Genomic DNA, 13,869 nt, shown 5'->3' on the forward strand with positions numbered 1-13,869 from the left:
ATAGATAATACACATGAATATCTAACATTTATTCAAACGTAAAAAAGCGTGTTTTGCATACACAAAACACGCTTTTTAAATCTTTTAGCTAATTAAATCTAATTTTTTACAATAGCATTGTGATAAATATTTTGTACATCGTCACAATCTTCAAGCATATTTATAAATTTATCAAAGTTAGCAATAACTTCTTCGTCTTCAATTTCAATATTAACTTGAGGAATAAACGTAATTTCGTCTACTTCAAAGTTAATGCCTTCAAATGCGTCTTCAAGGGCTGTTTTAGCTTTAAAGTATTCTGTTGGCGGTGCAAATACCGATATTTTACCGTCCTCGGCTTCAACATCGCTAACATCAACATCAGCCATCATTAATGCTTCTAATACTATTTCGTCGTCATCACCCGCAAAGCCAAGTACCGCATAATGATCAAACATATGTGCTACACAGCCAGGAGTACCAATTTTTGAGTCTGTTTTAGTAAATGGCAAACGTACATCTTTAATTGTACGGTTCGGATTGTCAGTTAAACAGTCAACAATAACCATGCAATTACCTGGGCCATAGCCTTCGTAACGGGCAACAGAGTAATCTTCCCCTGCACCACCGGCTGCTTTTTCAATTGCTTTATCGATAACGTGCGCTGGTACTTGGTCTTTTTTAGCTTTTTCGATTAGACGGCGTAGTGTTTGATTTACTTCGGGATCGGGATCGCCACTTTTTGCTGCAACGTAAATCTCTTTACCATACTTTGAGTTTACTTTTGTTTTTGCATTGGCTGTTTTGATCATAGAACTTTGACGAACTACAAATGCTCTGCCCATTTTGTGCCCCTAATGAATACGTTACGTTTTGCGGTATTTTACCAATTCAAAACGTATTGGGCTAGGAACAAACGTTATTTTGTAATTTAAATAACATAGCACTTATTCTTAAATAAATTTAATAGCACCCTATTTAACATAACTCTATTTTTTCAGAATAACTCTCAACTAATGTCACTAATTCAACAAAGTCATGTAAAACGTAATCTGCCTGATCGGCATAAGCAGGCGTTGACTCTGGAGCGTATAAACACGCGCGCATATTTGCATTGTGCGCAGCTTGAATGTCGTAAAGGTAATCGCCTACATAAAGTAAATTTCTTGCGTTAATGTTCCAAAGTGTTGCAATGGCATTTAAAGCGCTGGGATCTGGCTTTGCTGGGGCATCGCTTCGCGTTAAAACTGTGCTGATAGGGAGTGGATTATTTTGTAATTTAATTGCCGCTGCTTTATCAAAATTGCGAGTAACAATCGCCATCGGAATATTTTTAGACTTTAAAGCATGAATAGCTTCACTCACACCAGGTAATATACTGGCATGTTGTGCATCTATTAATTCGTGTTGGTGAACTATATTCATTGCCTCTTCACGCATATACGGTGAGGGCAACTGAGCAATGTAATCAAGTAAGTCCTGCTCGCAAGGGCAACCTATTTGGGCCTTTATTAATGCAAAATCTAATTCTGATGAAACCAATGTTCCATCTAAATCAAAAATCACTCCAAAAATTGCCTCAACCTGAGTAGTCATATCATTCCCTGAATTTAGTTATTACTAAATGAAATTTAAACATAAAATTCTCTACTGCTTATGCCCTAGGCCGGTAAATACAAAGGGATAAATGAAACTAACTATATTTAAATATTAATACGCACCATTATCAATCTATTGATAACAAAGTAATTTAAGTGCTTGATATATCATGCGCAAAAAAAGGTAAATATACAAATTGAACTCACAAATTTTACGTAAATTTACAAATAACAGATCAAACATGAACGCAGTTTAAACGTATGAAGAAAACGCGCACATAAACAACTGCTGTGCGCGTCGGTTGGGGAAGTTTTAAATATTAATTTTGCTCAAAGCGGGCTTCGAGCCAAGTATCATCTTGAGCAAAGTTTAAAGTTTTAATCTTACCTTTGCCCTCAACGTTTACCATATTTACCTGAGATGGCCATAAATCACGAAGTGCGCCATTACTCATTTTAATTCCTTCAATATTTTCAGGAATTGGTGCTTCTTGGTAAACCCAAAAAAACTTACCATCAACTTGTGCCCCAACAAAGCTAAGTGGTAAAGGTTCGCCACTTAACGTTTGTAGAGCAACATGCGATTCAACATACTTAGCAAAACGTTGTTGGTCGGCTTTATTACTAATAATATCAATTTTGCCTTTAAACAATGTTCCTACGGCGTGTTCGGTATCATGTAAATAAAAGCGATGCATTAATTCAACATTATGCGTTCGTTTATTAAAAAGCACGGTTGTAACTGACGACTTTAGTTGATGCGCCATACTTGGCGCAGCAACTAAAAGGCAAACAATAATAAGCAAAAAGCGCATTATTGCTGCTCCTCACCGTCATCCTTTTCGTCTTTCTTCTCATCAGTTTTAAGCTCAGTTTTAATATCTTGCATGATATCGCGACTTACTTTAGCTTTACTCTTTTCCTTTTTAAACACTTCAATACGTGAAGGAATAATACGACGAGGGTAGTTATTGTTTTCAACATCTACGTCAGCTGTTTCCCAGCCTGGGTCAACAGTAACTGATACAAGCGGTTTGTTTTTATCGGTAACAATCAGCTTTTGAACGTTTTTATAATTACGACGCCAAATTTCAGCAGGAATATAGCGCTCTTCTTTAGTGCCATCTTCATATGTTAGCTCTAATAAAATAGGCATTACCAAACCACCAAGGTTTGAAAATTCCATAACGTAATAGTTTTTATCTTCTTCTAAAGCACGCTCAAGCGTTTTACGCTCCCACGGCTCTAAGCCTTTTAAAAACTTATTGTACGAATTACGTTCTTTATTGGTTACAGTAAAACGGTCGTTTTCGTCATAAAAATCGGTAACATCAGAGTTTTTCTCAACCCATGTTTTTTTACCTTGTGCGCGGTTACGCTCAACAAATAATGAAGTAGGTTTGTCTGCTTCAATATCACGTAAACGGCTGTAATCAATATCAGGGTTTTTAGTGTCTAAACGTAGTTGATATACTTTATCTAAAGAGATATCTACATGGTCTGTGGTGTAAAACCAGCCACGCCAAAACCAATCTAAATCAACACCAGAGGCTTCTTCCATTGTACGGAAAAAATCAGCTGGAGTAGGGCGCTTGTATTTCCAGCGCTGAGCATACTCTTTAAATGCAAAGTCGAATAAGTCACGGCCTAAAATTACTTCACGTAAAATATTAAGGGCTGCTGCAGGTTTAGTATAAGCATTAGGGCCTAAGCGTAATACACTGTCTGACTGAGTCATAACAGGTACTTGGTTTTCAGACTTCATGTAGCTCACTATATCGCGAGGCTCAACACCCCAAGGAATAGTAGGATCCCATTCACGACCAGCAACGCCATCTAAAAAGCTATTTAAGCCTTCATCCATCCACGTCCATTGGCGCTCATCTGAGTTAACAATCATTGGAAAGTAAATATGACCCACTTCATGAATAACTACGCCAAGTAAAAAGCGCTTTTCAGCTTGAGAATAAGTACGTGTACCATCATCTTGTAACTTAGTACGTGGGCCGTTAAAGGTAATCATTGGGTATTCCATACCGCCAACAGGGCCATTTACCGATTGCGCAGTTGGGTATGGGTAGTCAAAAGAATACTTAGAGTACACTTCCATTGTGTGTACTACCGCTTCAGTTGAGTACTTCTCCCATAAGTCACCACCTTCTTTAGGGAAGAACGACATTGCCATAACTAAAGGCTGAACGTCACCACCTTGCTGATAACCCTTTGCATCCCACATAAACTTACGAGACGACGCCCAAGCAAAGTCACGTACGTTTTGCGCTTTAAAGTGCCACGTTTTAGTTTTGTCGGTGCCTTCTTTTTCGTTTTCTAGCGCTTCTTCTGCGTTAACAATAAACACAGGACGCTTAGATGTTTCGGCTTGCTTTAAACGTTTGCGCTGAGTACTTGTAAGTACTTTGCTCGCGTTATCAAGTTTACCTGTTGCCGATACAATGTGATCTGCCGGAACAGTAATCTCAACATCGTAATCACCAAACTCAAGCGTAAACTCACCAGAGCCTAAAAACGGCTTGTTTGTCCATGCTTCGTAATCGGTATAAGCCGCTAAACGAGGAAACCACTGAGCAATTAAGAATATGTCGTTGCCGTCTTCTTCAAAGTGCTCGTAACCAGAACGTGCACCCACTGCATCTTCTTCAACAATGTTGAAGGCAAAGTTCATGCTAAATTCGACTTCTTTACCTGGTTTTAACGGCTCGTTTAAATCGATGCGCATTAAGGTATCAACTACAGTTACGCGTAGCTCTTTACCATCTTCATCTTTTACGCCACTGATTGTATAACCCAGTTCGTTGTCGCTCATAAATTGCTGACGACGTAATTCGCCTAAACTTAATTTAGCGGGCTTTTGAGCTGGTAGGCTTTCTAAAGTGCTTTTAAATGTTTTAGTTGTTTCGGCAATAGAGTCACTTTTAAAAATATTTTGATCTAACTGTAACCATAAATATTTAAGCGTATGTGGTGAGTTATTTTTATATTCAATGCTTTGGCTACCGGTAATGCGGTGCTTTTTTTCATCTAGCTTCACATCAATATTGTAATTTACACGTTGCTGCCAGTATTTTTCACCTGGTTCGCCAGCGGCACTACGATATACATTGGGTGTAGGAAGTGCTTCGTCTAATTGACGAAATTTATCAACAAAAGAACCTTTTGTTTGCTCAACCGAAGACGCCATAGCTGCACTAGATATTGCGAACGGCAATACAAAAGCACTTAGCGTAAGACCTATTTTTTTCATTTTTAGTCCTAATATAATTTTGTGAGCGTACTTTGACAAATATACCAGTTAGCTTCAATAAATTAGCGACCAAGTACCGTATTTTTAGGGTGATGTTCACTTAGTTTTTTAGATTGAAAAATACAATTATTTTGTAACAAAATACGAATAGATAAAAACTGTAAAGGGGGTTTACAAAATTGGGTTTTAATAATGGTTTTGATCGGTTAAATACAAAGTTCCAGAACTTAAAAAAATATCATTCATTTTATATATATTGCTAAAAAAGTATTGCTTTGGCATTACCAGGTAAACCATTAATCCTACGTATAAGTATTACTAATTCGCAACAAGTAAAATGGCCTAAAAGCCCTTTCTACTGAACAAAAACACAGTGAAACGAGTAAATAATTGGCTCAAATATTGCCGAACTTCATTAATATTCGCTATTTGTACGATAAATGACAAATAGTGTAATTTTAGGTTGATCTTTAGTGCTGTTTATATTTAAAATCGCCAACCTTTTTATTTGAGGCAAATAAATTCGTCACATTTATCCTCAAATTAATATCGATTACTAGCAAGAAATGCGGTGGGCTTATGGATTTTTACATCCTAAAAAAACAACAAGAACTAATTGCGATTCCAGCAAGTGAGAATAACTGTAAGCAGTATCTCGATTCGGGTTATTTTTATATCGATAAAGTAGCAGCGTGCAACGAAACTAATGCATTAAAGGCGCTACACGCAAAACAAACTAAAACGTTAAAAATTCCATTATTAATGGCACTTTTAGCATTACCGGTTGTTTTTTCAGCTTGGTACAGTTTAACCTAACGTAATGCATGCCTTAGGCTTGCATCTTTAACAGCCTTGGGTATATTGGCGCTCTTACGGTTTTATTAAGAGCGCGACATGAAAGTCCTCCACACCTCAGATTGGCACCTTGGCCAACAATTTTACGAACACGATCGCCGTGTTGAACATCAAGCTTTTTTTACATGGTTATTAGCCACTCTTGTTGAACAAAAAATAGACTTACTTTTAGTTGCTGGCGACATTTATCATACAGCGACTCCAAGTGCTAGCGCCGAAAATCAGCTTTATCAATTTATTAAAGACGCCAAAAAAGCATGCCCATTATTACACGTAGTGATTATTGCGGGTAACCACGACTCTGCAAATCGTATTTTGGCAGCTCAGCCATTACTTGCACAGTTTGATACTCACGTAGTAGGGCGCTTTGATGTCGCAACACCCGACGAAACTGTTATTACCATAAATACCAATGGTAAACGCGCTGTAATCGTCGCTATGCCATTTTTACGCGCAAGTGATGTAAGTTTACTTAGCCAAACCGAAAGCGGCCCTAGTTATGCTCAAGGCGTTTCAAAAGCTTACGAGCTTGCACTAAAGCAAGCTCTTAATGAGAATGAGCAAAACTCACCATTAATAGTTATGGGGCATTTACACGCAAAAGGCGGGGATATCTCAAGTGATTCTGAGCGTAACTTAGTAATAGGTGGTGAAGAGTCTATTTCAGCCAATGTATTTGGTAAACAAGCCAACTACGTTGCCCTTGGGCATTTACACAAAGCGCAACAAGTCGCTAAAAGTGATGTTATTCGCTACAGCGGCACACCTATCCCTATGTCGTTTTCAGAACGTAACTACACGCACCAAGTAAATGTTGTTGAGTTTATTACTGATGAAAAACAACATATTAGTACAACTGTAAACCCCCTTTACATTCCGCGCTCTGCCGATGTAATTATTTTACCAAAAGGGGAGTGTGTACCATTAAGCGAACTATGCGAGCAAATTAAAGCGCTCGACACTGCACAAAATACAATAGCGCCTTATTTACGTGTAAAGCTTAAATCAAGTGATACCGACACCACCTTCAGAGAACAAATAGAACAAGCACTTGAAGGCAAGCATATTAAATTTTGTGGTATTGAACGTGTACGTGAGCAATCAGCGCAAAATGACGACAACACCGTATTTGAAGATTTAAGCGAAGTTGAAATGCTCAACCCACTAAACCTATTAGAACAAGCGTTCGCAAACGATAAAGACATGGCAGGGCAAAGCGTACCCGATGAGCTAAAAGCACTTTTAAGTGACGTGATAAACGAGCTAACGGAGCAAGAACAACTATGAAAATAACCGCTGTTCGTATTCATAATTTAGCCTCAATAGTTGACGCTGAAATAGATTTTACTAAAGCCCCATTAAAAGACGCAGGTCTATTTGCCATCACAGGCGATACTGGCGCTGGTAAAAGTACTTTTTTAGATGCCATTTGTTTAGCCCTTTATACAAAAACAGCGAGGCTGCGCGGTGATAAAGGTAACTTAATTGAGTTTAACGGCGACAGCATTAAGCTTAATGATGCACGAAACTTGCTACGCAGAGGTACATGGGAAGGCTACGCCGAGGTCGACTTTTTAGGACAAGATAAACAGCTTTATCGTGCGCGCTATACAATTGCACGAACCCATAAAAAAGTAACAGGCAAACTTAAAGTAGCAGAGCACACTTTAGTAACCCTGCCAGACGAAACCCTTATAGCTGACAAAAGCCACACAATAAAAGAAGTCGAGAGTAAAATAGGGCTTAACTTTGAGCAGTTCTCCCGTGCCGTACTTTTAGCACAACATGAGTTTGCTGCGTTTTTAAAAGCCACTGGCGATGAGCGAGCGCAACTTTTAGAGTGCTTAACAGGTACCGATAAATTTAGCCGTATTGGCGTGCGTATTTTTGAACGTCATAAAGAGCAAGTAGCAAAGCTTGAAGCGCTTAAAGCAGGCCTTCAAAGCTATACTTTGCTAGCACCAGAAGAACTTGAGCTACAACAAACCAAGTTAACCGATTTAAAAGCGCAAACCGAACACACTAAAAAAGAGCTATCCAAAACCGAAAAAGCACTTAACTGGTATCAGCAAGCTACAGTACTTGAGCAAAACTTACTGCAAGCACAGCAAACCCAGCAACAAGCAAGCTCAGCGCTTGAAAGTATTACCTCACAAAGCGAGCAGGCAAAACAAGCCAAGCAGGCGCTTGAAATAAAAGATAACCGCAGCCGTTTTAATTTGTTAACCGATCAAAATACGGCTTTGGATCAGCAAATAACATCGCTTAAAAGTGTTGATCATTTAGCGGTAATTAACGAGCGTAATACCGCGCTTACTAAGCATACCAAGCTGCTTAATAACGCCAATGAGCAAAAACAAAATGCAGCGCCCGTTATAGCTAAAGCGCGAGAGCTCGACAGCAATATTGCCTTGCAAACTCAAGCTGTAAAAGGTACTGAGTCGCAAATAACCAAAGAGCAATCTCAGTTTGATGAGTTCACACAGCAGCTTAAACAAAGCAATAGCGAGCTTGAACTCGCTAATACCGAATCAACTAAAAGCCAGCAATGGCTTAATGAGCATGCACAGCTGCATGTTTTAGCAAAAGACTGGAACTACTATCAGCAAAGCTTTAATACTTACTTAAATGCACAGCAGCAATTAACCGCAAACCTTGCACAAAGCCAAACTCTTAATAGGGAGCTTGCAAGTCAGAGCGATCTTTTAAATGCGCAAAGTAATAAAGTGCAGCAGTGCGAGGTGGCACTTAGTGGTGAGCAATCAACTTTACAGGCATTAAATACTCAGCTTAATGAGTTTAATGCAGAGCACTGCGACGCGCAGTTAAAAAGTATTGATTACTTAAAAGAGCAGCGCGAGCGTTACGGGCAATTTAACGCAGAACTAAAACAAAGCACTCAACGCCAACAAGTACTTAATCAGCAGTTAAATGAAAGCCAGCAAGCCCATGCTTTACTTAATCAGCATTTAATAACCAGCGAGCAAGCGCTTAAAGGCAGCGAGTACGCACTTAACCAAGCGCGTTTAAGAGCTAGCGAAAACGTAGAACATTTACGCACAGAGCTTCGCCCTAATGAGCCTTGTTTAGTGTGCGGCGCAACGGAGCACCCGTATGCGGTAAATCAAAATCAGCAATTAAATAACTTAATTACTGATTTTGAAAATGCTTTTAATATAGCTAAAAAGCAATTTGACCATGCACAAAGCGAGCTGCATAAGCACCAAACTCAACATGCCGTATTAACTGCTGAACACGGACAACTTGAGCAAATAATACAAACAGCAAAAGCTAAACAGCTCGACATTAAAAATACCATGCAAGGCGCACGCACAGAGCTTAACGACTTAACGCCTGATCAGCTTGAAGTAACTTATAAGCAGTTAACGGAGCAAAAAGCGCAATACTTTGAGCAGCAAAAACGCCAGCGTACACTGCAAACTAAAGTAAATGAGCTACTAGCAGCACTTAAAGCAGAGCAGCAAGTACAGCAGCAACTTAGTAATAAACACCTTGAGTTTACACATCAGCAAAACCAGTTAACGAGTAAGCATAGCGAACTAAGTGCGCAAATTAACGAGCTTGGTACAACGCTCAATAATCAATTTGAAAACAGTGATTTTTGGCAGCAACTACAAGCCAATACGCTTGAACTTAGCGAGCTGAACGAGCAGGTTACGCAGTACCAGCAAACTCAAACGCAGCTTGAGCAAAGCCAAAAACGTCAAGACACGGCTAATGAACAAATAAAGCAGCTTACCCCGCTTTTAAGTAACAACGAGCAATCGTTAAAAGTACTTAATGAAGAGTTTGTAAAAGCTAAAGCGCTATTAAACGCTACGCAAAGTGAGCGCTTAGCTTTATTTAATAACGAGCAAATAAGTGCAGACGACTACCAAGCAAAACTTACAAGTGCGCAAGAGCAAATGCAATCGCAGGTTCAAGCTAGTCAAAAAGCATATGACGACGCGATAAAACAACGAGATGAGCACGCTATAACGCTTAAAAATGTAGAGCAACGCTTACTTGAAAACAGCCAAGAGCTAGCAACGCTTGAGGCACGTTATAACCAGTGGTTTACTGACTTTAAAGCGCAATACAGCAATGCAACGCACGAACAGGTCAAAATTTTACTAACGCTTAGTAGCGAGACTATTAAAGCGCATTTAACTCAGCACGAGCAGTTAACTCAAGCGGTAACAGATGCAAACGCCGCATTAAAACAGCAGCAACTTACGCTTGAAAAACACAACAGTAGCGATAAACCAACGCAAAGTGCAGAGGCTTTAAGTACGCAACTAAGCAGCTTAAACGAGCAACAAACGCAGCTGCAAAATTCATTACTAGCAACTAATACCGCTATTGAGCAACATAACCAAAATGCGAAAGCGCTTGAAGGCAAACAAGCTGAGTTAACTACGCTTAAAACGCAGGTTGAACAATGGCACTTGCTTAATAAAGTATTGGGTGATGCAACGGGTAAAACCATGCGTAACTTAGCGCAAACACAAACGTTAAAAATATTACTGCACTATGCCAACAGCCATTTAAAAACACTCAACAAACGCTACGAATTAACCGCCATAGCGCAAACGCTCGACATTGCGATTATCGACCGCGACATGGCCGACGAGCAACGCTCTGTTAATACACTCTCGGGCGGTGAGTCATTTTTAGTATCGCTCGCGCTTGCACTTGGTTTAGCATCGCTTTCGTCAAACAAAGTACAAATCAATTCTTTGTTTATTGACGAAGGGTTTGGTACGTTAGACAGCGAAACCCTAAGCATTGCAATGGACGCTTTGGATTCTTTGCAAGCACAAGGCAGAAAAGTAGGCGTTATATCGCACGTAACACAAATGAGCGAGCGTGTAGCCACTCAAGTGCATGTAGCCAAAAAGCCAGGTGGATATTCCACAGTTGAAGTTTTATAAGTAACATTACTGAAAACAAGGAGATACAATGCCAACGTTTACAGGCGAGCAAGCAACACAATACGATAGCCGTATAACCCGTTTAGTTCCTGGTTATGAATTATTACATCAGCTCACTAACGCGCAGCTAAAAACAACGCTAAGCGATAATGCGCATATTTTAGTAGTAGGGGCAGGCACAGGCAAAGAAGTGCTTGCACTGGCTGCACTAAACCCTACATGGCAATTTACCGCGCAAGATACATCAGCCGATATGCTTGCTATCGCGAAGCAGCAATTTGATGAGCAAGGCATAGTAAGCCGCGTTAATATTCATAATGGCCCAGTTGATAAATTATCGGTTAAAGCCGATGCCGTTTTATGTTTATTGGTAATGCATTTTGTACAAGATAACGGCGATAAAAAAGAGTTATTAAAAGCGATTAAAGGAAGCCTTAAAAAAGACGCAAACCTTTATATTGCAGATTTAATGCGCCCTGAAACTTCATTTGAGCGCGAAGCCCAGCTTACAACGTGCGCGCAATTGGGTTTAACCGAAACAGGTAAAACACAAACAGGGCACGACTTAGAAAATGAGTTTTACCCGCTTGATAGAATGCGCTTTAGCGAACTGCTAAATGAGTGCAAATTTGGCATTCCGAAGCTGTATTTTAAAGCTCTAGGTTTTAGCGGATATGTAGTTTAAGTTTTACAAGCTAAACAAGCACCCGCTATTTAGCACCAATAAAAACACCGAGTGAACAAACTCGGTGTTTATATATAAACCTCTCTACACCACGCTTTTATTTTATACGTAGGTCGGTTAAGCGAAGCGCCACCCGACGCTCTAATATCCACATCACTCAGATCATTGCTGTGCCAGCAATCCTAACCAATCTCTCCAAGCGCTTTCATTGCAGCTTGTGCTTTATCTGTTTGTACAAAAATATGGTCGTGATAAAACGCAGCTACCACATTAGCACTTATATTATGCTCAGTGAGCTTTGCAGATACTGCAGCAGTTAGCCCAACGGACTCTAAGCTTGAATGTACATTAAGAGTAATTAAATTATATTTACCCTCGTAAGTAATACCTGCTTTATCGGCGGTTTCAGCTTTTAAAATAAGGGTTAGCCCTTCCTCTTCAACATAAGTGGCAAGTGGCTCTAAATGAACATAATCGGCAAGTGAGCCTGCTAAGCAACAAAAAATATACTCGCCTTGCTTAAGCGCTGGCTGCATTGATTTTAATAATTCGTTTAACTCTAAAATTCCGGCCATGGTCGTTCCCTACAATGTGTTATTTAACCTGAACTCTGGTTAAGATATTTACTAACATATTAAATTATTTTGATATTTAAATTTATTTTCTCTAGCCAGAGATTTTCAGTGAAAGCAAGGCGAATTTACGCGTCAATAGCTGGCCTATTGCAAGTAAATTCAACGCAGTTAGCGCTGAAAATAGCTGCTTGAGATAGATTTATTATCCAGAGTTCAGGTTATTTAGTCATTTTTAGCTGCGCGACTAGTTCGCTTAATCTCGCTATTTTTATATTACTTAGCTGCCTGTAATCAAAATATGGGCACACAATTATGTTGTTACTAGTGTCTATTGCAAACTCGTCGTCGAGCCAATCAAATTGTGCATGTAACTCACCTTGTTGTAATAAGTTTTTAGCATGCGTACGCCCAGCAATTATATGTAGCTGGTTTTTATTGCTAGTAGCTTTATTTGCACACGTAATAGTAATGTTGGGCGCGCTAAATAGCAGGGCGGTTTTACTATTTTTTTGCAGTAAATACTCATCGCGATATTGTTGCCAAGTAGGGGCTTGTTTAGCAAATGAATAATGCTCACTTGGCAGGGCAAATAGCACTTTTGCGTACACGTTAAACACCTTACGCCAACCATTACCACAGTGCTGGTTTATGGTATTTATTTGCTCATTTATAACCGGTTCTAGGCATTCGAGTGTTTCAAAAAACGGCATTGGCGGCGCTTTTGCTACGTATACCGCCACGCTAAATTGCGTATCACCTAAGCCAACTAATTGGGTATTCAAGTTAGTTAGCCTTGTTTTGCGCTAAAATACGGTCGAGGTTATTTGCAAAGTTTTGGCGATCGGTTTGGCTAAGTGGCGGTGGCCCACCACTCATTTCTACGCCACTTGAGCGCATGGTATCCATAAAGTCGCGCACGTTAAGTATTGAGCGGATATTCTCGGTGGTATAAAGCTCGCCACGCGGGTTGAGTGCTTGCCCGCCGTTATCAATTACTTCACTTGCTAGCGGAATATCGCCAGTAATAACTAAATCGCCTTTTTCAATACGTTTTACTATTTCGTCGTCGGCTACATCAAACCCCGACGATACTTGAACGCGGCTTATGTATTTTGACGGCGGAATACGCATTGCGTGATTAGCCACTAAAATAGTCTCGATTTTCATACGCTCTGCAGCTCTAAAAAGTATTTCTTTTATAACAACAGGACACGCGTCTGCATCTACCCAAATTTTCATGCTATGGTCATTTTTATTGCTTTAGAATTAATATGATCCTATAGCAAAATTTTTTAATCGGCTAGCAAACTTTATATCCATCTATATTTAGATAATACGTACTATTTATGTAATTTAAAAAGGAGCTTACATGAAGGCTATTAAATACGGTTTACTTATTACAGGGCTATTTTTTCTTAGTGCTTGCACCAGCCCTCCTGAGGGAATAACACCCGTTAAAAACTTTGATATACAAAAATATAAAGGCAAATGGTTTGAAATAGCGCGGCTCAATCACTCATTCGAAGAAGGTATGGAGCAAGTTACCGCTACTTATTCAATTAACGACGACGGCACAGTAAAGATCCTTAACAAAGGGTATTTAACGGATGATAAAAAATGGGATGACGCCGAAGGCTTGGCCAAGTTTGTTGAGGGCACCGACACAGGGCATTTTAAAGTCTCGTTTTTTGGTCCATTTTATGGCGCTTACGTGATTTTTGAACTTGACCAACCCGATTATCAATATGCTTTTATAACCAGTTACAACAAAGATTACTTGTGGTTTTTATCGCGTACACCAACGGTTAGCAAAGAGCTTAAAAACCACTTTTTAACTAAAGCTAAAGAGTTGGGCTTTGCTACCGATGAAATAATTTGGGTTGAGCAATAAACAATGTAAAGCCCCTTTACAGTAGTAATAAAAGAGTCACCTAACTGTAAAGTAACTTAAATATATTATGGTTATATTGTGTGTACTTGC

The 13,869-nt window shown here is 39.5% G+C and carries 12 protein-coding genes; 5 read left to right on the forward strand and 7 right to left on the reverse strand.

The annotated features are described in order from the left end of the window. Window positions 1-98: 98 nt before the first annotated feature. The 4 genes from I6F40_RS05320 to I6F40_RS05335 form a co-directional block, all read right to left on the reverse strand. Window positions 99-824: a YebC/PmpR family DNA-binding transcriptional regulator gene (locus I6F40_RS05320; protein WP_024591562.1), complete on the reverse strand. Its 726-nt coding sequence runs from the start codon at window positions 822-824 to the stop codon at window positions 99-101. Window positions 825-957: 133 nt separating this feature from the next. Continuing rightward, on the reverse strand, window positions 958-1,575 hold the full coding sequence (locus I6F40_RS05325) for an HAD family hydrolase (RefSeq protein WP_007583617.1): 618 nt from the start codon (window positions 1,573-1,575) through the stop codon (window positions 958-960). 322 nt (window positions 1,576-1,897) lie between these two features. Then, a complete protein-coding gene (locus I6F40_RS05330) occupies window positions 1,898-2,392 on the reverse strand; it encodes a DUF6702 family protein (RefSeq protein WP_024609288.1) in 495 nt (164 codons plus the stop codon). Further along, complete coding sequence (locus I6F40_RS05335) at window positions 2,392-4,839, reverse strand: M1 family metallopeptidase (RefSeq protein WP_166377518.1); 2,448 nt, start codon at window positions 4,837-4,839, stop codon at window positions 2,392-2,394. Before I6F40_RS05335 ends, I6F40_RS05330 begins: the two co-directional genes overlap by 1 nt. Before the next feature lie 579 nt (window positions 4,840-5,418). On the opposite strand from I6F40_RS05335, the gene I6F40_RS05340 reads away from it, so the two are divergent. The 4 genes from I6F40_RS05340 (at window position 5,419) to I6F40_RS05355 (ending at window position 11,313) form a co-directional block, all read left to right on the forward strand. Next, the gene (locus I6F40_RS05340) at window positions 5,419-5,655 is read left to right on the forward strand and encodes a hypothetical protein (protein ID WP_002959190.1); all 237 of its coding nucleotides are present in this window, start codon (window positions 5,419-5,421) and stop codon (window positions 5,653-5,655) included. Window positions 5,656-5,733: 78 nt separating this feature from the next. Next, window positions 5,734-6,981 carry an exonuclease SbcCD subunit D C-terminal domain-containing protein gene (locus I6F40_RS05345; protein ID WP_166377519.1) on the forward strand — a complete coding sequence of 416 codons (1,248 nt, stop codon included), beginning with the start codon at window positions 5,734-5,736 and terminating at the stop codon, window positions 6,979-6,981. Beyond that, window positions 6,978-10,628, forward strand: coding sequence for an SbcC/MukB-like Walker B domain-containing protein (locus tag I6F40_RS05350; RefSeq protein ID WP_166377520.1), 3,651 nt, complete (start codon window positions 6,978-6,980; stop codon window positions 10,626-10,628). The genes I6F40_RS05345 and I6F40_RS05350 overlap by 4 nt, the downstream gene beginning before the upstream one ends. Window positions 10,629-10,656: 28 nt before the next feature. After that, window positions 10,657-11,313, forward strand: a complete 657-nt coding sequence (locus I6F40_RS05355) for a class I SAM-dependent methyltransferase (protein WP_166377521.1) — start codon at window positions 10,657-10,659, stop codon at window positions 11,311-11,313. Window positions 11,314-11,495: 182 nt separating this feature from the next. Here the strand turns inward: I6F40_RS05355 and I6F40_RS05360 are convergent, their stop codons facing one another. From I6F40_RS05360 to I6F40_RS05370, 3 genes are all read right to left on the reverse strand, one after another. Further along, window positions 11,496-11,888 (reverse strand): ACT domain-containing protein, encoded by a 393-nt coding sequence (locus I6F40_RS05360; protein WP_166377522.1) that lies wholly within the window; start codon window positions 11,886-11,888, stop codon window positions 11,496-11,498. Between the two features lie 218 nt (window positions 11,889-12,106). Next, window positions 12,107-12,670, reverse strand: a complete 564-nt coding sequence (locus I6F40_RS05365; RefSeq protein ID WP_166377523.1) for a DUF6942 family protein — start codon at window positions 12,668-12,670, stop codon at window positions 12,107-12,109. A gap of 1 nt (window position 12,671) precedes the next feature. Next, a complete protein-coding gene (locus I6F40_RS05370) occupies window positions 12,672-13,127 on the reverse strand; it encodes a YaiI/YqxD family protein (protein WP_007376692.1) in 456 nt (151 codons plus the stop codon). A 130-nt stretch (window positions 13,128-13,257) separates the two neighbouring features. On the opposite strand from I6F40_RS05370, the gene I6F40_RS05375 reads away from it, so the two are divergent. Further along, window positions 13,258-13,779 (forward strand): lipocalin family protein, encoded by a 522-nt coding sequence (locus I6F40_RS05375; protein WP_197192597.1) that lies wholly within the window; start codon window positions 13,258-13,260, stop codon window positions 13,777-13,779. Window positions 13,780-13,869: the final 90 nt, after the last annotated feature.

The sequence above is a fragment of the Pseudoalteromonas sp. SWXJ133 genome (assembly GCF_015864365.1).
Classification (GTDB): Bacteria; Pseudomonadota; Gammaproteobacteria; order Enterobacterales; family Alteromonadaceae; genus Pseudoalteromonas; species Pseudoalteromonas arctica.